This window comes from Terrabacter sp. NPDC080008 (genome assembly GCF_040702505.1).
Classification (GTDB): Bacteria; Actinomycetota; Actinomycetes; order Actinomycetales; family Dermatophilaceae; genus Terrabacter.
In genome coordinates this window covers 152,279-173,388 of record NZ_JBFBLC010000004.1, presented here as the reverse complement: position 1 = coordinate 173,388, position 21,110 = coordinate 152,279, and the positions used below count along the sequence as shown (strand labels likewise).

General features: G+C 68.5%; 20 protein-coding genes and 1 pseudogene. 10 read left to right on the top strand and 11 right to left on the bottom strand.

All coding sequences use genetic code 11. The features are described from left to right. Window positions 1–47 precede the first annotated feature (47 nt). Window positions 48–1,175 (top strand): tryptophan--tRNA ligase, encoded by a 1,128-nt coding sequence (gene trpS / locus AB0316_RS13320; protein ID WP_366273497.1) that lies wholly within the window; start codon window positions 48–50, stop codon window positions 1,173–1,175. On the opposite strand, the gene AB0316_RS13315 is transcribed toward trpS, so the two are convergent. After that, a complete protein-coding gene (locus AB0316_RS13315; protein ID WP_366273496.1) occupies window positions 1,169–1,999 on the bottom strand; it encodes a lysophospholipid acyltransferase family protein in 831 nt (276 codons plus the stop codon). The genes trpS and AB0316_RS13315 overlap by 7 nt on opposite strands. A 182-nt stretch (window positions 2,000–2,181) precedes the next feature. Between AB0316_RS13315 and acs the strand changes: the two genes are divergently transcribed. From acs to AB0316_RS13285, 6 genes are all read left to right on the top strand, one after another. Further along, a complete protein-coding gene (acs, locus tag AB0316_RS13310) occupies window positions 2,182–4,173 on the top strand; it encodes an acetate--CoA ligase (protein WP_366273495.1) in 1,992 nt (663 codons plus the stop codon). A 116-nt stretch (window positions 4,174–4,289) separates the two neighbouring features. Further along, window positions 4,290–4,634, top strand: coding sequence for an META domain-containing protein (locus AB0316_RS13305; RefSeq protein WP_366273494.1), 345 nt, complete (start codon window positions 4,290–4,292; stop codon window positions 4,632–4,634). 170 nt (window positions 4,635–4,804) lie between these two features. Next, the gene (locus AB0316_RS13300) at window positions 4,805–5,350 is read left to right on the top strand and encodes an NAD(P)H-dependent oxidoreductase (protein WP_366273493.1); all 546 of its coding nucleotides are present in this window, start codon (window positions 4,805–4,807) and stop codon (window positions 5,348–5,350) included. A gap of 184 nt (window positions 5,351–5,534) precedes the next feature. Continuing rightward, window positions 5,535–6,011, top strand: a complete 477-nt coding sequence (locus AB0316_RS13295) for a hypothetical protein (RefSeq protein ID WP_366273492.1) — start codon at window positions 5,535–5,537, stop codon at window positions 6,009–6,011. Window positions 6,012–6,135: 124 nt separating this feature from the next. Beyond that, entirely contained in the window at window positions 6,136–6,729 is a 594-nt protein-coding gene (locus tag AB0316_RS13290) for a hypothetical protein (protein ID WP_366273491.1), read from the top strand. A gap of 138 nt (window positions 6,730–6,867) precedes the next feature. Continuing rightward, window positions 6,868–8,622, top strand: coding sequence for a DEAD/DEAH box helicase (locus AB0316_RS13285; RefSeq protein WP_366273758.1), 1,755 nt, complete (start codon window positions 6,868–6,870; stop codon window positions 8,620–8,622). A gap of 55 nt (window positions 8,623–8,677) precedes the next feature. Here the strand turns inward: AB0316_RS13285 and AB0316_RS13280 are convergent, their stop codons facing one another. Next, the gene (locus AB0316_RS13280; RefSeq protein ID WP_366273490.1) at window positions 8,678–9,283 is read right to left on the bottom strand and encodes a class I SAM-dependent methyltransferase; all 606 of its coding nucleotides are present in this window, start codon (window positions 9,281–9,283) and stop codon (window positions 8,678–8,680) included. A gap of 133 nt (window positions 9,284–9,416) precedes the next feature. Between AB0316_RS13280 and AB0316_RS13275 the strand changes: the two genes are divergently transcribed. Then, window positions 9,417–9,785, top strand: coding sequence for a hypothetical protein (locus AB0316_RS13275; RefSeq protein WP_366273489.1), 369 nt, complete (start codon window positions 9,417–9,419; stop codon window positions 9,783–9,785). Between the two features lie 33 nt (window positions 9,786–9,818). Here AB0316_RS13275 and AB0316_RS13270 read toward each other — a convergent pair. After that, a pseudogene (locus tag AB0316_RS13270) lies at window positions 9,819–9,890 on the bottom strand (hypothetical protein); the annotation flags it as partial. 678 nt (window positions 9,891–10,568) lie between these two features. On the opposite strand from AB0316_RS13270, the gene AB0316_RS13265 reads away from it, so the two are divergent. Both AB0316_RS13265 and AB0316_RS13260 read left to right on the top strand, forming a co-directional pair. After that, window positions 10,569–10,862: a hypothetical protein gene (locus AB0316_RS13265; RefSeq protein ID WP_366273488.1), complete on the top strand. Its 294-nt coding sequence runs from the start codon at window positions 10,569–10,571 to the stop codon at window positions 10,860–10,862. Then, complete coding sequence (locus AB0316_RS13260) at window positions 10,862–11,113, top strand: hypothetical protein (protein WP_366273487.1); 252 nt, start codon at window positions 10,862–10,864, stop codon at window positions 11,111–11,113. The genes AB0316_RS13265 and AB0316_RS13260 overlap by 1 nt, the downstream gene beginning before the upstream one ends. Before the next feature lie 556 nt (window positions 11,114–11,669). Here AB0316_RS13260 and AB0316_RS13255 read toward each other — a convergent pair. From AB0316_RS13255 to AB0316_RS13220, 8 genes are all read right to left on the bottom strand, one after another. Further along, entirely contained in the window at window positions 11,670–11,921 is a 252-nt protein-coding gene (locus AB0316_RS13255) for a hypothetical protein (protein ID WP_366273486.1), read from the bottom strand. 162 nt (window positions 11,922–12,083) lie between these two features. Then, window positions 12,084–13,142 carry an acyltransferase gene (locus tag AB0316_RS13250; RefSeq protein WP_366273485.1) on the bottom strand — a complete coding sequence of 353 codons (1,059 nt, stop codon included), beginning with the start codon at window positions 13,140–13,142 and terminating at the stop codon, window positions 12,084–12,086. A gap of 199 nt (window positions 13,143–13,341) precedes the next feature. Beyond that, window positions 13,342–14,121: a glycosyltransferase 87 family protein gene (locus AB0316_RS13245; protein ID WP_366273484.1), complete on the bottom strand. Its 780-nt coding sequence runs from the start codon at window positions 14,119–14,121 to the stop codon at window positions 13,342–13,344. A gap of 107 nt (window positions 14,122–14,228) precedes the next feature. Further along, window positions 14,229–15,662, bottom strand: coding sequence for a hypothetical protein (locus AB0316_RS13240; protein WP_366273483.1), 1,434 nt, complete (start codon window positions 15,660–15,662; stop codon window positions 14,229–14,231). Between the two features lie 8 nt (window positions 15,663–15,670). After that, entirely contained in the window at window positions 15,671–16,588 is a 918-nt protein-coding gene (locus tag AB0316_RS13235; RefSeq protein ID WP_366273482.1) for a type II secretion system F family protein, read from the bottom strand. Window position 16,589: 1 nt separating this feature from the next. Next, window positions 16,590–18,572: a type II secretion system F family protein gene (locus tag AB0316_RS13230; protein WP_366273481.1), complete on the bottom strand. Its 1,983-nt coding sequence runs from the start codon at window positions 18,570–18,572 to the stop codon at window positions 16,590–16,592. Further along, on the bottom strand, window positions 18,569–19,966 hold the full coding sequence (locus AB0316_RS13225) for a CpaF family protein (protein WP_366273480.1): 1,398 nt from the start codon (window positions 19,964–19,966) through the stop codon (window positions 18,569–18,571). Before AB0316_RS13225 ends, AB0316_RS13230 begins: the two co-directional genes overlap by 4 nt. Further along, window positions 19,963–21,102 (bottom strand): AAA family ATPase, encoded by a 1,140-nt coding sequence (locus tag AB0316_RS13220; RefSeq protein ID WP_366273479.1) that lies wholly within the window; start codon window positions 21,100–21,102, stop codon window positions 19,963–19,965. The genes AB0316_RS13225 and AB0316_RS13220 overlap by 4 nt, the downstream gene beginning before the upstream one ends. Window positions 21,103–21,110 lie beyond the last annotated feature (8 nt).

Below are 21,110 nucleotides of genomic sequence, written 5' to 3'. Positions count from 1 at the left end.
TTCCCGGCACCGGCCTCTCCCCGTGGGCACCACGAGAAGGAGAGACCATGACCACCACCACCGCACCCACCGCGCCCACCGCCTCAAATGCGTCCGTCGAGACCGACGACAGCAGGACGTATGCCGCCGCGCGCGACCGCAGCGCCGTGCTCGACGCGCTCATCGACGGACACGCCGCCGAGGACCCGGCCCGCTTCCGGATGCTGACGGGCGACCGACCCACGGGGCCGCTTCACATCGGCCACTACCTGGCGAGCCTGCGCAACCGGGTCCGACTGCAGGACAAGGGAGTCGAGACGTTCGTCGTCATCGCCGACTACCAGGTCATCACCGACCGCGACTCGGTCGGTGAGATGGGCGACAACGTGCAGGGCCTCGTCCTGGACTACCTCGCCGCCGGTCTCGACCCGGCCCGCACGACGATCTTCACGCACAGTGCCGTGCCGGCGCTCAACCAGCTGATGCTGCCGTTCCTGTCGCTCGTCACCGACTCGGAGCTGCGCCGCAACCCCACCGTCAAGGACGAGCTCGCTCTCTCGGCCGGGCGCCCGCTGTCGGGCCTGCTACTCACCTACCCGGTGCACCAGGCGGCCGACATCCTCTTCTGCCACAGCCGAATCGTGCCGGTCGGCCGCGACCAGCTGCCGCACCTGGAGCAGACGCGGGCGATCGCGCGCCGCTTCAACAGCAGGTATGCCGCCGGGCACAGCGTGTTCCCCGAGCCCGAGGCGCTGCTCAGCGACGTGCCGCTGCTGCTCGGCACGGACGGCACGAAGATGAGCAAGAGCAAGGGCAACGTCATCAACCTGCGCGACACCGCGGACCAGACGGCCGACCGCATCCGCGTCGCGCGCACCGACTCCGAGCGGCGGATCACCTACGACCCCAACGGTCGTCCCGCCGTGGCGAACCTCCTCACCATCGCCGGGCTCTTCCTCGACGAGTCCCCCGAGTCGGTAGCGGAGCGGGTCGGCGACGGCGGCGCCCGGGTGCTCAAGGAGGTGGTGACAGAGTCGGTCAACGACTCCCTGGCCGGGCACCGGGCGCGCCGGGCCGACCTGGCCCGCGACCCGGCATACCTGACCTCGGTGCTGCACGAGGGCAACGCCCGCGCGAACGAGGTGGCCGAGCGGACGCTCGCGACCGTCCGCGCGGTGATGGGGATGAGCTACTGAGCGGCCGTCGGGGAACTCTGGCGGCGGGCGCCTCGCGTATGCCGTTGGGACGCGCGAAGCGTCCGCGCCGCCGCCGCGGCGGCGTCGGCCCGTCGCATGCCCTCCTCGTCGAGGTGCAGCCCCTCGGCAATCCCGGGAGCCGTGCCGCCCCGCGAGGCGGGGACCCACCAGCGGTCGGTGTCGTCGCGCGGCCGGTCGGGGTACGCGTCGACGGCCTCCACCAGCAGCGCGGCCATGCGGTCGCGCAGCTCGTCGGAGACGGCATACGGGTCGGCGTCGGACAGCGGGTGGAGCGGCTCCCCGACGACGACACTGATGGCCACGCCACGGCGCAGGCTCCACCGGCCGTCGACCGTCCAGACGCGCTGGGCGCCCCACACGACGACCGGCACCAGCGGCACCTGGCACCACGTCGCGACGGCGGCCGCCCCGGGACGGAAGGGCCGCAGCTCCCAGGAGCGGGAGATCGTGGCCTCGGGGAAGACACCGACGACCTCACCGGCGCGGGCCGCGGCGACCGCGTGGCGCAGGGCGATCTCGCCGTGGCCCCGGTCGACGGGCACGTGCCGCATGGCCCGCATCGCGGCGCCGGCGACGGGCGCGTCGAAGACCGCCTCCTTGGCGAGGAAGCGGACGAAGCGGCCGCGCCGGCGCCCGACGAGCCCCACGAAGAGGAAGTCGAGGAAGCCGGTGTGGTTGCTGGCGAGGACCGCTCCCCCATGCCGGGGCAGGTGCTGCGCGCCGCGCACCTCGATCCGCAGGCCGAGCAGGGCGAAGAGGCCGAGCGCGGCGCGGATGACGAGGCGATAGGTCCGATCGGTCACACCCCATCTTCGGCGCATTCGGACCTCTCGGATGGCGCGCGGTGGCTACTCGTCGGTAGCGACGGACCCACCTCACGCACAGGGCGATCGGCGATCTAACCTGAACGTGAGTTGTGCCGCAGGAGGCGCGTCGCCCGCTGGCGGCGGGACCGCACCAGAGTCGATGCGAAAGGGTGACACACGTGAGCGACAAGCCGCTCGAGAACCTCGTCCACGAGGGACAGACCTTCCCCCCGCCCGCCGAGTTCGCTGCACAGGCGAACGGCACGGCCGACCTCTACGACAAGGCGGCCGCGGATCCGGAGGGCTTCTGGGCCGAGCAGGCCCGGACCTACCTGACGTGGAGCAAGCCCTTCACGCAGTCGCTCGACTGGAGCAACCCGCCCTTCGCGAAGTGGTTCGCCGACGGTGAGCTCAACGCGTGCGTCAACGCCGTCGACCGGCATGTCGAGGAGGGCCGCGGCGACAAGGTCGCGATCCACTTCGTCGGCGAGCCCGAGGGCGACACCCGCGACATCACCTACGCCGAGCTGCACGCGGAGGTGCAGCGCGCCGCCAACGCGCTCGCCGACCTCGGCATCACCAAGGGCGACACCGTCGCGATCTACCTGCCGATGATCCCCGAGGCCGCGGTCGCGATGCTCGCCTGCGCCCGCCTCGGCGCCCCGCACTCCGTCGTCTTCGGCGGCTTCTCCGCGGAAGCGCTGCACACGCGCATCAACGACGCCAAGTCCAAGGTCGTCATCACCGCCGACGGCGGCTACCGTCGCGGCGCCCCGGCGGCGCTCAAGCCCGCCGTCGACGCTGCCCTCGACCACGCCGACACCTCGGTCGAGCACGTCCTCGTCGTTCGGCGCACCGGCCAGGACACGGCGTGGAACGACAGCCGCGACCTCTGGTGGCACGAGCAGCTCGAGAAGGCTGCCCCGACCCACGAGGCGCAGGCGTTCGAGGCCGAGCACCCGCTCTTCATCCTCTACACCTCGGGCACGACGGGGAAGCCGAAGGGCATCTTCCACACCACGGGCGGCTACCTCACCCAGGCGGCCTACACGAACGCGGTCGTGCACGACGTGCACCGCGACACCGACGTCTACTGGTGCACCGCCGACATCGGCTGGGTGACCGGGCACTCCTACATCGTCTACGGGCCGATGACCAACGGCGTGACGCAGGTGATGTACGAGGGCACCCCCGACACCCCGCACCAGGGTCGCTGGTGGGAGATCGTCCAGGACTACAAGGTGACGATCCTCTACACAGCGCCGACCGCGGTGCGCACCTTCATGAAGTGGGGCGCCGACATCCCGGCGAAGTTCGACATGAGCTCGCTGCGCCTGCTCGGCTCGGTCGGCGAGCCGATCAACCCCGAGGCCTGGCTCTGGTACCACCGGCACATCGGCGGTGACCGCGCCCCGATCGTCGACACGTGGTGGCAGACCGAGACCGGCGCCATCATGATCAGCCCGCTGCCGGGCGTCACGACGCTCGAGCCCGGCTCGGCGCAGAAGCCGATTCCCGGCATCAGCGCCGAGATCCTCGACGACGAGGGCCAGCCGTTCACCGAGGCCGAGAAGGTCGGCTACCTCGTGCTGACCAAGCCGTGGCCGTCGATGCTGCGCGGCATCTGGGGCGACCCGGAGCGCTACAAGCAGACCTACTGGTCGCGGTTCGGCGAGAAGTACTACTTCGCCGGCGACGGCGCGAAGTACGACGACAAGGGCAACATCTGGCTGCTCGGTCGCGTCGACGACGTCATGAACGTCTCGGGCCACCGCCTGTCGACGGCTGAGATCGAGTCCGCGCTCGTCTCGCACCCGAAGGTCGCCGAGGCGGCTGTCGTGGGCGCCGCGGACGAGACCACCGGTCAGGCGATCTGCGCGTTCGTCATCCTGCGCCAGGAGTTCGTCGAGGAGGCCGACGAGCCGGGCGAGGGCAAGGACCTGGTGCAGGAGCTGCGCAACCACGTCGGCCAGGAGATCGGCCCGATCGCCAAGCCGCGCTCGATCATGATCGTCAGCGAGCTGCCGAAGACCCGCTCCGGCAAGATCATGCGCCGCCTGCTGCGCGACGTCGCCGAGGGCCGCGAGATCGGCGACGTGACGACCCTGGCCGACAGCTCGGTCATGGACCTCATCAAGTCCGGCATGAGCTCGGAGTCGACGCCCAGCTGACCTCCGCGCCCTCCGCCGGCACCGAGCACGTATGCCGCCCGCCTCGCCCTCGTGGTGAGGCGGGCGGCGCTCGTGGTGGGGGCCACTGCCCTCGGCTGCGTGGTTGACTCGAGGCCATGAGCAGCCCCTCGCCGGAGTCGAACACGTGGGTCGTCGAGGCGATCGCGGGCGTCCCGACGAGCGAGCCGAGACCATCGATCTCCCTGGGTGAGGGCGGCCTGCTGACCGGCACGACCGGGGTCAACCGCCTCGTGGGGACCTACGTGGCCGAGGCTGAGCGCATCAAGGTCGAGGGCACCGGCATGACCCGCATGGCCGGGCCGCCGGAGGCGATGGAGCAGGAGCGACGCCTGCTCCGCGCCCTCGAGGGCTGGCAGAGCCTCCGGATCGGCAACGACCGTCTGCACATCGGTCCCGCCGAGTCGGGCCTGGTCTGCGTTCTCGCCCAGCCGGACCGCTAGCGGCCGAGGCCGGCGTCGCGGGCCGGACGAGAGCCTCGCCCGGCGCCGACGAGTTCGAGGATCTCGAGTCCCGGAGACCCGGGGGTCGCCCTGCGCGTTTCGCGGGGAGGGGGCACACGGCATACGCTCGTTTGGGGAATGCCTGCGGGACCATGATAGTTAGTTGAAATGTGAAGCAACTTCGGATCGTCGTCTCCAGCACCCGCCCCGGCCGCATCGGCCCCAAGGTCGCCCAGTGGGTCGCCGCCCAGGCTCCCGCCGACGAGTGGGAGGTCGAGCTGCTCGACCTGTCGTCGCTGCCGTTCTTCGACGAGGAGGACATGCCCCGCAACGGCAACTACGCGAAGCCGCACACCAAGGACTGGGCCTCGAAGGTCTTCGAGTCCGACGCGATCGTCGTCGTGACCCCGCAGTACAACCGCAGCTTCCCCGCCCCGATCAAGAACGCGATCGACTACCTCTTCGCCGAGTGGGACGCCAAGCCCGTCGCCCTCGTCGGCTACGGCTGGACCGGCGCCTCTGACGCGACGGCCGACCTGACCAAGGTGCTGACCCACGTCAAGGCCGACGTCGTCGGCGCGAGCGGTCTCGTCTTCACCCAGGACCTCACCCCGACCGGTGAGCTCGAGGTCACCGACGAGCGCCGCGCCGAGCTGGCCGGCCTGCTCGAGGCCCTCGCCGCCAAGGTCGACGAGCCGGTCAGCGCCTCCGCCTGACGTCTTCCCGCCGAAACGGCACCCCCACGTGCCCCCTGCTGCCACCATCAGCGCACAGCGCCGGTGAGCAGCAGGGGGCACGATGGCGAGCGAGTCGCGACGGTCCGCGTGGAGGCTGGCCCTGACGATCCCGAGGGCGTATGCCGTGTGCGCGGCGGTCACGCTGCTGGCGGGGTGCGGGCACGTGTCAGCGCTCGAGCCCGGCTCCCAGCACACCACCACGTTCGGTGTCGTCGCAGTCAACCCGGACGCAAGCACCGCCCACTCGACCATCGATCCAGTTCCGACCGACTTGCGGGTCGAGCGGCGGACCTGGGGCGGCATGTGCGCGTCGGGCCCGTGCGAGAGCCGGCTGACGGTCGTCGCCGACGGCACCTGGGTTCTTGTGGTCAACGGCAAGCGCACGACCGGCACCTTGGCTCACCAGCAGGTGGTGGCCCTGACCTACGACCTCAGAGTCACCCAGGCGCGTGTCGACCAGGCTCGCAAGGCCCACGTACTTGCCACCGGCAAGGCGGACTGCGCCGCCGACCACGACGGCACGTCGGCGTCTTACACGTGGACCATGCGCGGCAGGAGCGAGTCGGTCTCATCCTGTGACCAACGGCCGATGCCGGCCCCGGTCGAGTTAGACCGAATCGCCGATTCCATCTCGCACTGACCCCTTCACGTCATTTGCTTCCGAACCGGACGGATGGGGTGATACAAAGCGCTGCAGAGAGAACATCTGGACCAGATCGGCCACAGGTGCGCCCAAGCCACAGCGGTCACACCCCGGAGGATGCATGTCAAGCACCGACGCTCTCGCGTCCGACGGGCCGACCCGTCGCACCGTCGTCAAGGGCGCGGCGTGGGCCATGCCCGCCGTGGTCGTCGCGGCACCGGCTCCGACGGTTGCCGCGTCGACGGGGGCGCTGCACTTCAGCGGCGCGGCGTGCAAGCTGCCCGGCAGTGCCACCGACGCCTACAAGGGCTACGTCTTCGAGCTCATCGCGAGCAGCTCGGGCAACCCGACCAACACCGTCACGGTGATCACCGGCGTGACGGTCAACGGCGTCCCCGAGCCGAAGTTCGCCCTTTCGGTGCGGAGTGGGTCGTGCACCTGCTCGACCTGCGGGAACGCGCCGTCGAACCACCAGTTCTGCACGCCGTCCGGGACCAACACCCAGCGCGTCCTGCTCTACACCGCGGGCGGCGCCAGCGGCTCGAGCGCGAACGCGGAGCTGTGCATCACCTACATGCGCTACGGCTGCGACTGCACTCCCCTGCCGGGCGTGCAGCCGGCGACCTTCTGCAGCGGGTCGCGGGCGACGCCGCCGATGACGGGCAACAAGGGTGGCTCCTGCGGCATCCAGGACGTGCTGCCGCTGCCTGCCTGACCGCTTCCGTCGGGCTTCCGCCGCGCTGGGCTCGGCTTCGGTCCGGCTTCGGTCGGCGAGTGTCGCGCACCCCCTCCGACGCACTACCGTCGGGGGGTGAGTGAGCCCAGCACCGAGCCCCAGACCGCCGACACCGATATCCCTCAGGCGGAGGTCCGAGACGGCGCAGGAGCCGATGGCGGCCAGCGGGAGCCGAGCTTCGCCGACCTCGGGCTCGACGAGAAGGTGCTCAAGGCGCTGCGTGACGTCGGCTACGAGCACCCGTCGCCGATCCAGGCCGCAACGATCCCGGCGCTGCTCGAGGGCCGCCACGTCGTCGGCCTGGCACAGACCGGCACCGGTAAGACGGCCGCGTTCGCGCTGCCCATTCTCAGCCGGCTCGACCTCAAGCAGAAGAAGCCGCAGGCGCTGGTGCTGGCGCCCACGCGTGAGCTGGCACTGCAGGTCTGCGAGGCCTTCGAGCGGTATGCCGCCCGGATGAGTGGCGTGCACGTGCTGCCCGTCTACGGCGGGCAGGCCTACGGCGTGCAGCTGAGCGCCCTGCGCCGCGGGGTGCACATCGTCGTTGGCACGCCGGGTCGCATCATGGACCACCTGGAGAAGGGGACGCTCGATCTCAGCGAGCTGCGCTTCCTCGTGCTCGACGAGGCCGACGAGATGCTCAAGATGGGCTTCGCCGACGACGTCGAGACGATCCTGGCCGACACCCCGGACGACAAGCACGTCGCGCTCTTCTCGGCGACGATGCCCTCGCAGATCCGGCGCATCTCGAAGAAGTACCTCCACGACCCGGTCGAGATCACGGTCAAGTCGAAGACGTCGACGGCGCCGAACATCACCCAGCGCTACCTCACCGTGAGCTACCCGCAGAAGGTCGACGCCCTGACCCGCATCCTCGAGGTCGAGAACTTCGAGGGCATGATCGTCTTCGTCCGGACCAAGAACGAGACCGAGACGCTGGCGGAGAAGCTTCGCGCGCGTGGCTTCTCGGCGATGGCGATCAACGGCGACATCGCCCAGAACCAGCGCGAGCGCACCGTCGACCAGCTGAAGTCGGGCAAGCTCGACATCCTCGTCGCGACCGACGTGGCCGCGCGCGGGCTCGATGTCGAGCGGATCAGCCACGTCGTCAACTACGACATCCCGACCGACACGGAGTCCTACGTCCACCGGATCGGCCGCACCGGCCGTGCCGGCCGCAGCGGCGACGCGATCTCGTTCGTCACCCCGCGCGAGCGCCACCTGCTCAAGGCGATCGAGAAGGCGACCCGGCAATCGCTCGTGCCGATGACGATGCCGAGCGTCGAGGACATCAACGCCAGCCGCCTGTCCCGCTTCGACGACGCGATCACGCAGGCCCTGTCGGCGACGAGCAGGATCGACGCCTTCCGCGACGTCATCGGGCACTACGTCAACGAGTACGACGTCCCGGAGGTCGACGTCGCGGCCGCGCTGGCCGTGGTGCTCCAGGGCGAGGAGCCGATGCTGCTCGAGCCTGAACCGGTCCGCCCCGCAAGGACGTTCGACGACCGCGGCCCGCGCGAGCGGCGCGACGACCGGGACTCGCGGGGTCGTCAGGGCGACCGCGGGCCGCGGCGCCCGGCGTCCGGCCCGATGGCGAGGTACCGCATCGCCGTGGGCCGTCGGCAGCGGGTCGAACCGCGCCAGATCGTCGGCGCGCTCGCCAACGAGGGCGGCCTCGGCCGTCAGGACTTCGGTCACATCGACATCCGCGCCGACCACTCGATCGTCGAGCTGCCCGCGACGCTGCCGCCCGGCGCCTGGGAGAAGCTGCGCTCGACCCGCATCTCGGGCCAGCTCATCGAGCTGACGCGCGACGACGGGCCCCGCTCGGGCGGTGGGCACAGCCGGCCCAAGCGACGTCGCGACTGAGCCCCGCCACCCGGGCACACGGCATACGTGCTCGGGGTCGCGGCCCGCGACGGGCTCAGCTGGGCGTGCCGTCGAGGGTCGCGCGGACGCAGAACTCGTTGTAGGGGAAGAACTTTCCGGCGAATCGCGGGAACGGGAAGCTATAGGAGCGGCGCGGCGTCAGGCCCATCTCGCGGCAGAGCTTCTCGATGTCCGTGTCGGTCACGAAGCGCACGTGAGTGGCGTCGGTGCGGTAGCCGACCTCCTGCGGGCAGATGACGAAGACGACGCCGCCGGGGCGCAGGTAGGGCAGGTAGGAGCGCAGCAGGGAGCGGCCCGACTCCTCGTCCATGTGCTCGAGGACGTGCGCGATGAGGAGCGAGTCGAAGGACGCCGGCTTGGCCTCGTCGCTGGCCTCGAACTCCTCGACGGTCATGGCCTTGAAGCCGGCCTTCTTCGCCTCGGCGATCGAGTGTGGGTTGTGGTCGACGCCGAGCGAGTCGGCGCTGAGGGAGACGAGGTTGCGGCCGATGCCGCAGCCGATGTCGAGCGTGCGGCCGAGCTTCTGGCGCTTGAGGTTGAGCTGGTAGGGCAGCTGGACGGGCAGGATGCGCTTCCACTTGGCTCCGGAGAGGGAGCGCAGACGCTCGGCGTAGCTCGCGGACTCGGTGCTCTCGACCATGGCGGGGATGTCTCCAGACGGTGTGCGGCCAGCGGAGCCACCACCGTACCGGTCCACCTGCCGATAGAGTCCTAGTAGGCCTCGAGCTCAAACCGTCGGATGCTGGGCCGGTCGTGCCAGACACCTTCGATTTATGAACAAATGGCACCGAATCAAATCCCGAGCGCAGGACCGCGGCGTAGGCAGCGAGGCGGTTGGAGGAGTCGGTGAGCATCCGGTAGGCGACGTTGGGCGCGGCCTCCTTGGTGGTGACGTCGACGGGGCCTTCGGGGCCGACGCCGTCGCGGTGCTGCGTGGTGCGCCAAGTGAGGGCGTCGGCGTCGGTGTCGGCGATCTCGACGACGCGCTGGCGCCAGTAATCGACCTCGCCGGCGGTCCAGTGCACGAGCTCGAAGAGCGCGTCGGCGGGGTGGATGTCGCGGCGGGCGCCGAGGCGGGCGACTTCCTGCTCGGCCTTTGCGATCGCGAGGCGCTGCTCGGCCTTGGCCTTGGTTTGGGGTGAGGAGCCGCCGTGCATGCGGCAGCGGGTGCCGCCGGCGACGGGAGCGGACTTGCAGGTGCCGCCGTTTCGCGTACGTGCGCCGCAGACCGTGGGAATCTCAGGCATGCCCGATTCCTCCCGTCGCCTCGGTGGCCTGATTCAGACGACCAATCGGTGGCTGAGCCCCTGGTGTGCAAGGCCGCTCGGAACCGTCCTGAGCGTCGGCTTCCTGAACATGTGCGTCATCGTGCTGCGAGATGACTATGCCGGGGGACAGCCGGTGAGCCGCGAGCTGAAGATGTTGGCGGCCAGCCTGGCTATCGCTCCGGTGACGTGGTTGCTGCTGGCCCACCCGGCGGTTCGCCGCAGGGCGGCGGTCGGCACGCGGTTCCTGTTCAGTCTGGTCATTGCTGGAGGGCTCGCCACGTACGCCTTGAGCGATCAGAGCCGGTGGATGGCGGTGATGACGTTCGGCATGCTGATCGGGCCGACCCTCGCGTACCTGTTTGCTCACGGTGCCGTGCGGCGGAACCGTGAGGAGTTGGCTGAGTGGCGGCATCGTGAACTGGTCGCGGCTGCGGCCAAAGCCGCGGAGAGCACTGGACCGGTAGAGGTGCGCGGGCAGCGGCCTCGGGGGTCGGTGCAGAGCCGGGCGAGGCGTCAGCGGTAGGTCGAGACTGCAGCCTCCGTTGAGGGCGTTGCGGCAGGTACAGCCGTTGTGGTCTTCGCGCCACAGACGACTCGGTCATGACTCACGAGCGTGCCTCCATCTGGCTGTCCTCAGCCGCCGCCATGCTGAGCGCCATGGACAACACGGTCTTGGCAGGGTGGATCGGCTTCGGTGGCGCATTCGTAGGTGGCGGGCTGGCCTGGCTCGGCGGTTGGCTCACGATGCGCTCGCAGTGGAAGCGCGAGCGGACCTTTCGACAGCAGGAGCAGCTGGGGGAGATGCTCACAGTCGCGACCCGCCGACTGGCTGACAACCCACCCCGGTTCCGCGACGGAGCCTGGGTGACAACGGTCCCCGAGGACACCATTCGAAGCTTGCACTTCGGCCGTGTGCTTGCTGCGCGCAGCAGCCACACCGGGCGAGGCTGATGGAGGGGATATTCCTGGACGACGGGGCGGAGTGGAAGCCGACGATCCCCTCGACTGACGTGCGTGTCCTCAATGGCATCGTGGCTCGCTGGCTGACGGATCCCGAACGTTTCGAGAGGGCGGAGACGTCCTTGGACGCGTATCGCCGGGAGTTCCCATGGCCGGCGCTCGAGGACTGGGATCCGGTGGCGGCGGCAGCGTCGATGTCTCTGCGGGACGTCGTTCGGCTGCTGCTGGCCCAGCGGCGCTGAAACATCACTGACCACCGCCGTGTGCAGTGTCGCCCGAGGCAGGTACCGTGGCCGCGGCGCCGCCTCCTGGTCTCTCCCCTGTGGCCGGCGAGGCGGCGTCACCAGCAGCCACAACCGCGTCAGCGATCGCCCTTGCCGCCGACTGCGATAGGCGCTTCGTGCCGCCACCGTCGTGCAAGTCCCACGCCGCCTGGCGAGCCGCTTCGACCTGAGCCTCGGTCGCTCGGACCGGCACGCGATGCACGGGGTCGTCCTGGCCATCGCCCGATGCATGGGGTGCCACACACCCGCATCCGGCGCGCTCGTGGAGCAGCTGGAGCCCCGGCTGCTCGCTCCGGTCTCGGTCTGCATGTTCGTTCATCGGGTAGTCCTTTCGGAGGTGCGGGACGGGGTGGGGACGCGCTCGAGGCCTCGGGACGATCTGGGACGGGGTTGCGGTGATTTCGTGCTCACTGACCCCGTCCCTTGCTTAGAGAAGCGGGCAAGGGGACGGGGTCGTCTTGTGCCCGGGCGGGGACGGGGTCGGGACGGGGTGGGGACGGGGTCGATGTGACGGTCACGAGGCATCGGATTCGTCCTCTCGGAAGACCGCGATCACGGAGTGGTTGCGGGTGTTGCGAGGGCCGGCGGTGATGGTCATGTAGCCCTCGGCGACGAGGGCGTTTACGGCCAGGCGGAGGTACTGGACCTTGCCGGTGACGCCCTTCTCGATGTCGGTCTGCGAGGCGCCGGAGTACATCTCGACGTAGCGCGAGACCTTCTCCATGAGGTGGGTGGGGCGGCCGGCACCGTCGGCGCTCTTGGGCATGGAGGAGGGCTCCTCGAGCCAGGCACCCATCGCTTCGCCGCGGGAGTCGATGACGAGGTGGGCGACGGCGTTGCAGCAGCACCGACACGGGAGCGGTAACGAGGTCGTCGGCCGCCAGATGCTCCTCACCGGCATGATTCACGCTCGGAGGCGCCAACCACACTAGGAACGCGATGCAGCGTGCAGATCGATGCCTTCCTCGGCTAGTTGCCTACGTGCCAAGACGGCCGCACGCCTTCGCCACCGGAGGCACGGGCGCTCGACTAGCAGCCACGATGCCCACGCAACGGGCACGGTCACCGCTATCGACAGCGCAGTGAACCAGACGAGCCCCAATGCCTCCGGGACGCCTGCTACGACCATCAACTGCTGCAACGGGAAGGCGAAGAGGTAAACGCCGTAGGAGATGTCGTTGCGGGAGCCGATGCGCAGGGGCAGCCTCGCACCCAACCAGAGAAGGAGGAAAGCGAGCGGTACGGGCGCGATCGCTAGATACCAGCCGCGTCCTAGGAGGAGCGCGCCGAGGGCTATGCCGCCTGCCACGACGGCTGGCGCGACGGTGTCCGGCAACCATTCACGCAGGAACCACAACAGCGTGCCCGCAGCGAAGAACGACCACAGCCGAGTCAATTCGAGCGCCGTGCCCAAGCCCACGCCGGCGCCGACCTGGACGAGGATGCAGGCCGCCAGACCTGAGGAGACTGCGGCGGCAGAGCGGGCGCGGAAGTTCGGAAGCCCCACCAAGAGCCCGAAGACGACGTAGGCGGCCGCCTCATAAGGCAGGCTCCAGGTCGACGCGTTCCAGAGACCTTCGTAGGGCACTGCAGTCGGGGTGCCGTCGATTCCCATCTGTGTTGTGAACAGCAGAGCGTTACGCATGACATAGGTACCCCCGCTCCCCCAGTCGTATGAACGGCCGTCGAGGAGCGCGGACGCGGGAGCCACCACCAGGGCGGTGAAGATCAAGAGCGCCCAGTAGCCCGGCATGATCCTCAGCCCCCGGCTCCAGAGGTATGGCCGCATCCCCGTCCTGATTCGGCTGCCAGCAATGAGGTAGCCCGAGATGGCGAAGAAGCCGTCAACGGCGAAGCCGCCCAGATATGGCCACGGGCCGGGTTGTCCCGTCGCCGCCTTGAACGAGTGGTCCACGACGACGAAGACCGCCAACAAGAGACGGATCGCGTTGAGCGCGTTGTCCCGACCGCTGAGTCGGTCCTTCACCCCCTGCCTGACAGCGGCACGAGATGGGCGGGGCAGCCCGTCCTGAAGGCGCGGGCCAGCCCGCCTAGCCCCGTTCCCCCTGACCAACATGCAAACAGCGTGCAGGACCGGCGCACGCCGCTCTCGAAAACGCGAAAAAGTCCGCTATCAAAGGCAATTCGCATTCAGACAAAGCGTCATGATTTGCGCAAAACATCCCTCAGTTTTGAGACGTCGACCCGTCTGACCGGAGCCTCGGCAGCGCTGCCAATAGCACCAGGACACCGCTGGACCAGAGCGGCATCGCCAGCACCATTGCGACTGCGAGCGCACCTCGACGGCCCAGGAGTGCGCCCCAGACCACCACGCCGACGGCGAGCACCAGCCGTAGGGCCAGCGGCGGGTAGTGCGCCTGCGTGGGCGGAGTCGGCGCATTGATGACAAAGTCCCACCACTGCGGCCACAGCGCCGGTGAGAGGGCGAACGAGACCAGCACGACCAGCGCCGTGCCAAGGACCGCGATGGCCGCCTGCCACCATTCACGACGGACGGCGAACCACACCGGCCCGAGCCCCGGCGTGATCTTGGTCAGCAGCGGGAATGCCCATGCCGAGGGTCGCCGCATGCCGATCACCGCGGCCAGCGCGAGGAACGCCTCGATGTTGCCGATGAGAAGAGCCGGCGGCGCCACATAGGCCAGCACGAGCCACCGCCACCGCAACGGCAGGGGCCAGAGCAGCCAGACGAGCGCCGCCGCGAGCAGGGCTGTCCACACGGTCAGGAAGAGTGGCCACGGCAGCAGCGTCAGCGGGTAGATGGCCTGCGCGAAGGCTGGGGAGTAATTGAACGCGTCGATTGATCCTGGCGGCAGCGCATACGGCCCGACCCTCCACACATTCCAGTACGCGTGCGCCGAGTCCGTGCCGAAGCTCGCCAGGCGGCTGCCGAAGAGGATCCAAAGGGTGGGAGTCAGTGCAATCCAAAGCGCGGTGCGGCCCACGTCCGCGATCGTGCGCTCGCTCGCTCGACCCGAGCCCGTTTGCTCCATGGCCGCATTCAGCTCGACGTCAGTTGCAGCGCGCTTCGCTCGCGCACTTCCTCGCTCCGTCAACGCGCCGACTTCAAAAGCACGTAGCCCTCTGATTCCGCCACGACCGCCCAGTCCCCAGAACCACGCAAGCGCGGCACTACTGCCGCGCTCGTCGGCAACACGGCATACGTGCAGCCCACCTGCCGCGGATAGGTCTCCCACCCGGCGTCTCCCGCGACGAAGCCGAGGTAGGCCTTGATGTGCTCAGCGCTGTAGAGCTCGACCCGCGTGTCCATCGTGGGCCGTAGTCCGGGGTGCTGCAGCAGGAGCCAGCCGCCGTCGAGTTGGTCGTTGCAGAGGACCGTGCTCCCCGGAAGGGCACCGAGCGCGCTGTCGAGGTCATTGGGGCCTAGTGCTGGCGTGCTGGCCACCGCGGGCGCCGCGACGCCGACGGCTACGACACTCAGCAGCCCAGCCACCGCGACCGCCACGCGCTCACGCCTGAGCGTCGTAACCACCGGCTGCCGCAACAAGTTCTGTAACGCGGCCGCGGCCACCGGCGCGGCGATGACGGCGCCCAGCCCGACGGTGCGCGCCCATGTCAGGGACAGTGCCACTGCAAAGACCGCCAGAAGCATCGTCGTCCAGTTCGCTCGTCGGCGGCGCACTAGGTCCACCCCCACGACTACGACGAGCCCCAGTGCGGCCAAGACGGCGGGGTCGGTGAGGCCGGGCCGCTGCCACTCGCTGATGTAGGCCGTCACTCCCCCAACCTGGAACGGCGAGGTAAAAAGCCTCGGCCCCACCGGCGTCACACCGGCGACGGCCACGGACAGCGCCGGCACGAGGGCGAGGCGGGCCGCGCCCTTCCAGGTTGCGCGATGTTCGAGCCACATGCCGACTACCACGACGACGCCGACAACCGGCCCCACGAACCACATCCCGTGGCTGCACGCCCACAGCCACGTCACGGGAACGAGCCACCAGCGTGCGCGACCGTCCTCCCGTGTGACCAGCCACGCGCTCGTCGTCACGGCGCTTAGGGTGAACGTCACCAGCTGGGGTCGCGGGGAGAGGCTGCCACTGAGGGCGACGAAGACGAGCGCGAGGACGAGCGCCGTCACCAGCGGCGAGCCGCGTCGCCGGCATGCCGTCATGACTGAGACCCCGACGATGAAAGAGCCTAGGCAGAGCAGCCATGCCACGGCGGGGAGGCCGTATGCCGTGTATGCCCAATCCATGAGCACCTCGGGCAGCCACTGGTTGAGGATCCAGGCCTTCTCGCTGGCCGCCCCAAAGGGGTCTTGCAGTACGAACTGACCTGAAGCCAAGAGGTGTTTGCCTGCCACGATGTGCCAGTAGGTGTCCGGGTCCTTGACCGGCCCCAGCGGCTTGAGGGCATAAAGCGCCAGCACGAAGGGGGGAAGCAACCAGCCGACGCGTCCGACCGGGGAGGTCGGACGCGCCTGGGCCAGTGCCGCCGGGGACTCGGCGTCGGCAACGACCGACACGGTTGGCTTCAGCCGCCGAAGGCCTGCATCATGCGGATACCACCGGGCCCGATGATGACGATGAACAGGGCCGGAAGGATACAGAACATCAGGGGAAAGAGGATCTTGATGGTGACCTTCTGGGCCTTCTCCTCCGCCTTCTGACGACGGACCAGACGCATGTTGACCGTCTGCTCTCGCAGCACGCCGGCGATCGGGAGACCGAGCCGGTCTGCCTGCACGAGAGCAGTGATGAAGTTCTTCACCTCGGGGAGCGTTACACGGTCGCCCATAGCGCTGAAGGCCTCGCCACGGGACTTGCCGATCTGTATCTCCGAAAGCACGCGCGCGAACTCTCCCGAGATCGGACCGTCGACGTTGCGTGCCACCTGCAGCAGCGCCGCGTCGAAACCCTGGCCCGCCTCGACGCAGACGCTGAGCATGTCGAGCGCATCAGCGAGGCTCTTGCTCGTCTGCTCCTGCCTACGCTGTGCGAGGTTCTTGATGAGCAGGTCGGGCAGGAAGAAGAGGGCCGCGCCACCGATGAGGGCGTAGAGCAGGGCGTTCGGCAGCTGGAACTTGGCGTAGAAGGCGCCCAGAACCATCCCGATGAGCAGCCCGGCCCCCTTGAGGCCAAGGATTCGTTCGACCGTCCAGTTCGCCGGGTTGCCGGCCTGGTCCAGCATCTTCGTATAGCGATCGTCGACGCCGCCGGGCGACAGGGCCCTGGCCAAGCCTTTGGTCTGCTCAAGGATCGGGACAAGGAGTCGGTCCTTGGCCGCGAGCTCGGTGGTCACCACCTCACGCCGCTCGATGTGCTGATCGATGAGCATCAGGGACCGGGCGACGCCGCGTGGTTCGCCTCCGCTGACGCTCACGCTCAGCGCGGCGATGAGCAGCCCGAGTGCCAGCATTCCGGCGGCGACGTAGATGAGATTGATGGTCACCTCACACCTCGATCTTCACGACTTGACGCATCCAGACGATGCCGGCGCCGAGGGCGATGAGCCCGCCAACGCTCATGAACAGTCCAACCGTGGTGGTCCAGAGCAGACTCACGTACTCGTAGTTGACCTTCGTCATGTAGAGAAAGATGAAGATCGGCAGCGCCACGAGAATGTACGCCGACAGGCGCCCCTCGGCGGAGAGCGTCGCCACCTGACGGTGCAGTGACTCTCGCTCGCGCAGGGTTCCGGCGGTGGTGCGCAGCGTGTCGGCCAGGTTGCCGCCGACCTCTCGCTGAATGCGGATCGCCATGACCGTCCAGTGCATCGACTTGCTCTCCATCCGGACCGCTACACGTTCGAGCGCATCGGAGATGTCCGTGCCGATGCGAGTCTCCGCAAGAGCTCGGCTGAACTCCTTGCCCGCGGGCTCCGCCGCGTCACGCGCCACGGCGTCGAGGGACTGGGGCAGGCCGAAGCCGCTCCGCAGGCTCGTGGAGATCAGCAGCAGGATCTGTGGTAGCTGCGCCTCGAACTTCCGAGCGCGCCGACCCGCCGCGAAGCGGAGACCCAATGGCATGAGCAGCAGGCCCAGCACTCCCCCGATGGCCAGGCCGACGAACTTGGCCTCTCCGGCAAACACCATCCCAAGGGCAGCGCCGACGATCACCGCGACTACGCGCAGGACCAGCCATTCCCCCGCTCGGAACGGTAGGTCAGCGCGTTCGATGAAGGCCATCGTCTTGCTCGTCGACTTGCGGTCCTTCATCACGCGCTCACCCATGTCGAGCAGTTGGGCCGTGATGGTGCTCTGTGCCGCCTTCATGTCTTGACGTGAAAGAGCGACAGTGTCACCCACCACGTAAGCGTCGATGGCAGCAACGCGCCGCTCCCGTTTGGTCTGCAGCGTAGGCATGAGGATGACGCCCATCACCACCAGGAGCCCCAGCCCGAGGAGCCCGGCAGCGAGGTAGGGCGTACGGTTCGTGGGCTCTGCGGCGGCTGGGCCGATCTGCGCGGACTGCGCGGCTGGGGACTTAGGGGCAAGCGAGGGCACTGGGGGTGCGGATGTTGCCGCTCCCGCGGTGACCTGCTTGCTGAAGTCAAAGGCGGCCCCGCCGGCCGTCCCGGTCACCTCGTACTGATGGGGCCCCGAGAGATCCTTGGGGATCGTTGCCGAGAACTGCACCTGGCGACTCAGCGCCTGAGCCGATGCCTGAAAGGCGGAAGAAACTCCGGCAGTGTCATCGGCAGACACGACGGTGCCGCCGTTGACGCTCGCGAAGGACTGCAGCGCGGCCGTCGCCTCGGGGTCGTTGGTCTTGAATCGGACGACATCGACGCGGATGCCGGCGGCCTTGAGCCTAGTCACGGTGTCCTTGAGCGCCTTGACTTTGTCGGCGGCCATCGTGTCCGCGCCATCGCTCAGCAGCACGATGCTGCGGTCACCCCTTCCCGCGAGCGCGGCAGCTGCAGCCTGCATGCCGGCATACAGGCTGGTGTCGCCGCGCGATGCGAGGCCATTGATGACGTCGAGCGCCGCCCCTCGGTCGAGCGTCGGTGCGAGGTCAACGCCCGCCGTGTTGGCGAAGGAGGCAACGCCAACCTGCACGTCCGCCGGCACGGTTTTGAGATACGTGGCGGCGGCCTTGCGCACTGTGGCCATGCCCTGTGTGCCCATCGAGCCGCTTGTGTCGATGACGAGCATCGACCGCCGGTCGACCTTGGCGGCCTGCTTCACGTTCGCCGGGTACGCCTGGCCGTCGACCTTGACCTTGAGTGAACCGGGGTCGATAGGGACATCGCCCGTGCCGCGGAAGGTGATGATGCCTGTCAGGCTGGACGCCGATCCGCTGGACGTCGCCGCGAGGTTGCTGAGTCCGACCGAAGGGTCATCCGAGGCGGCGCTCGCCGACCCGACAGGCGCAACCGCCAACCCGACCGCGAGACCGGACAGGGCGACGACAAGGCGACGGAGGAGGCTCATCGAGCCATCCGGGAGAAGAGCTGGACCGGCAGCTCGACGCCGACATCCGCCAGGTCCGACGTGAACTTCGGCCGGATGCCCGTTGGCACGAGGCCACCGAGGAATCGACCGTTCTCGTCACGACCGGCGCCGTAGTCGAACGTGAAGATGTCTTGAAGGGTGATGACGTCGGACTCCATGCCGACCACCTCGGAGATGGCGACGATGCGCCGCGATCCGTCCTTCAAACGCGACTGCTGAACAATCAGGTCGACGGCGCCCGCCACCTGCTCGCGGATCGCTCGCACCGGCAGCTCAACGCCGGCCATGAGCACCATCGTCTCGAGACGGGCAAGGCTGTCTCGGGGAGAGTTGGCGTGCACGGTCGTGATGGAGCCGTCGTGGCCCGTGTTCATGGCCTGCAGCATGTCGAGCGCTGCGCCGTCGCGGATTTCGCCGACGATGATGCGGTCGGGACGCATACGCAGACAGTTCTTGACGAGCTCGCGGATGGAGACCAGTCCACGGCCCTCGATGTTGGCCGGTCGCGCCTCGAGTCGGAGCACGTGCTGCTGCTGGAGCTGAAGCTCGGCGGCGTCCTCGATCGTGACGATCCGCTCGTCGTGCGGGAGGAAGGAGCTGATGACGTTGAGCGTCGTCGTCTTTCCCGAACCGGTACCTCCGCTGATGATGATGTTGCGGCGGCCCTTCACACAGGCGTCGAGGAAGTCGCGAACGTTCTCGGTCATCGTGCCGAAGGAGATGAGGTCCTTGTCGGTGAAGGGGTCGGCGGAGAACTTGCGGATGGTGAGCATCGAACCGTCAAGGGCGATGGGCGGCACGACGGCGTTGACGCGGGAGCCGTCGGGCAGTCGAGCGTCCACCATCGGGCTCGACTCGTCGACGCGACGGCCGACGCGTCCGACGATCTTGTCGATGGTGCGACGCAGGTGCGTCTCGTCGGAAAAGCTCGCCTCGACGGGGTAGATCTTGCCGCCCCGCTCGATGTAGATGTCCTCCGGCCCGTTGACCATGATCTCGGAGACTTCGACGTCACGCAGATAGGGCTCGAGAGGCCCGTGTCCGAGGATGTCGTCGGACACGTCCTGCGCGATTCGGGTGCGGTCGGCGTGCGATAGAGGTGTCTGTTCCGAGTCGATGACGTCCTGCAGCGTCGTGCGTACCTGCGCCGCGAGCTCGCTCTCGCTGAGGTTCGGGTCGTAGAGACGCGGCCCGAGGGAGGCGACTAAGGCCTGGTGGACGCGCTCCTTCACCGGCGCGAACGGGTCGACACCCCTGCGCCGCTTGGGCTCAACACCGTTGACGATGCGGACCTGGGCGCCGTTACTTGGTGCAGGCTCGGAGACCTGGCTCGACTGCCGAGCACGTTCTAGTCGCTCTGCCAGGTTGCTCATCGCTTGCCTCCAAACAAGGTGAAGCTCCGCTTGGCGCCGTTCTGCAGCTCTTCACCGAAACGACGCCGAATCTCCTGGTCTGCGAGCTCGCGGATCGCCAGGGACACCGGGTTGCGCGGGTCGTCAAGCACTAGGGCGACACCGCGGTTGACGGATGCGGGCACCGTCAGGCTGTTGGGCACGTTCGCGGAAATCGGGGACTTGAGCGCCGCCTCTACGTCGTCCGGCTTCAGGCCGACCTTGGCGTCTGCGCGGTTGAGAACGATGGTCCGTGCCTCCTTCGAGGCACCCAGCGTGTCGAGGGTGTTGATGGCGATACGGAGGTTCTTGACTGCCGGGATGTCGAGAGTCGCGATGAGCACCGTGAGGTCGCTGACGTCGAACGCCGCAAGAACGTGTTCCGTGAAGGACGGCGGAGTGTCGACGATGACGTAGTCGTACTTGCCGCGGGCGACACGAAGGAGCTCGATTATGACGTGCGATGGCACGCGGTCCGCATCGGCAGGGTCGGAGGGCGCCGCGACGACATCGAGGCCGCTCTCGTCGTGGTGAGTGACCACCGACAGCAGGCCCTGGTCGTCGAGATGGCCGCTCATCGCAACCACATCTCGTACCGACCCGTGCGGCAGAAGCTGCAGGCTGATCGCAACGTCGCCGAACATGAGGTCGAGGTCGACCAGCAGCGTCTTGGCCCCCGTGGAGGCGAGGTAGACAGCGAGGTTTGTCGACATCGTCGTCTTGCCGACTCCACCCTTGGCACTGAAGACGGTGATGACCTTGCCATCTTGGCTGCCGACAGTCGTCCCGTGACCGCTGAGCTGCTGTGTCAGGGCGAGGGAGCGCCTCACCGCATCCGCAAGCGCGGTTTGGTCGTCGGCCTGAACGACTTCACGAACCCCACTGCGCAATGCCTGAGCCAGAGCGGTGACGTCGAGCCGGTGGCGCAGCAGTATGACGCCGAGCTCGGGGCGGTCGATGCGCTCGCGCTCCGCGAGGTCACACGCAGCGTCCAGGTCGATGTCGGGGCCGATGACGACCAGGAGCTGGGCCCGATCCTCCTCGAGCGCTCGGCTGACGCGCGGGGCCGAATTGAGCAGCAGCGCGTCGCCGCCGAGAGCAAAGCGGTAGGTGTCCACGGCTGCCG

What these genes read in the sequence shown, in the direction of transcription:
- trpS (WP_366273497.1), top strand. Translation starts at nt 48, where the DNA reads ATGACCACCACCACCGCACCCACCGCGCCCACCGCCTCAAATGCGTCC.
- AB0316_RS13305 (WP_366273494.1), top strand. Translation starts at nt 4,290, where the DNA reads ATGAGCAGCCCCTCGCCGGAGTCGAACACGTGGGTCGTCGAGGCGATC.
- AB0316_RS13290 (WP_366273491.1), top strand. Translation starts at nt 6,136, where the DNA reads ATGTCAAGCACCGACGCTCTCGCGTCCGACGGGCCGACCCGTCGCACC.
- AB0316_RS13280 (WP_366273490.1), bottom strand. Translation starts at nt 9,283, where the DNA reads ATGGTCGAGAGCACCGAGTCCGCGAGCTACGCCGAGCGTCTGCGCTCC.
- AB0316_RS13275 (WP_366273489.1), top strand. Translation starts at nt 9,417, where the DNA reads ATGAACAAATGGCACCGAATCAAATCCCGAGCGCAGGACCGCGGCGTA.
- AB0316_RS13265 (WP_366273488.1), top strand. Translation starts at nt 10,569, where the DNA reads ATGGACAACACGGTCTTGGCAGGGTGGATCGGCTTCGGTGGCGCATTC.
- AB0316_RS13260 (WP_366273487.1), top strand. Translation starts at nt 10,862, where the DNA reads ATGGAGGGGATATTCCTGGACGACGGGGCGGAGTGGAAGCCGACGATC.
- AB0316_RS13255 (WP_366273486.1), bottom strand. Translation starts at nt 11,921, where the DNA reads ATGCCCAAGAGCGCCGACGGTGCCGGCCGCCCCACCCACCTCATGGAG.
- AB0316_RS13230 (WP_366273481.1), bottom strand. Translation starts at nt 18,572, where the DNA reads ATGAGCCTCCTCCGTCGCCTTGTCGTCGCCCTGTCCGGTCTCGCGGTC.
- AB0316_RS13225 (WP_366273480.1), bottom strand. Translation starts at nt 19,966, where the DNA reads ATGAGCAACCTGGCAGAGCGACTAGAACGTGCTCGGCAGTCGAGCCAG.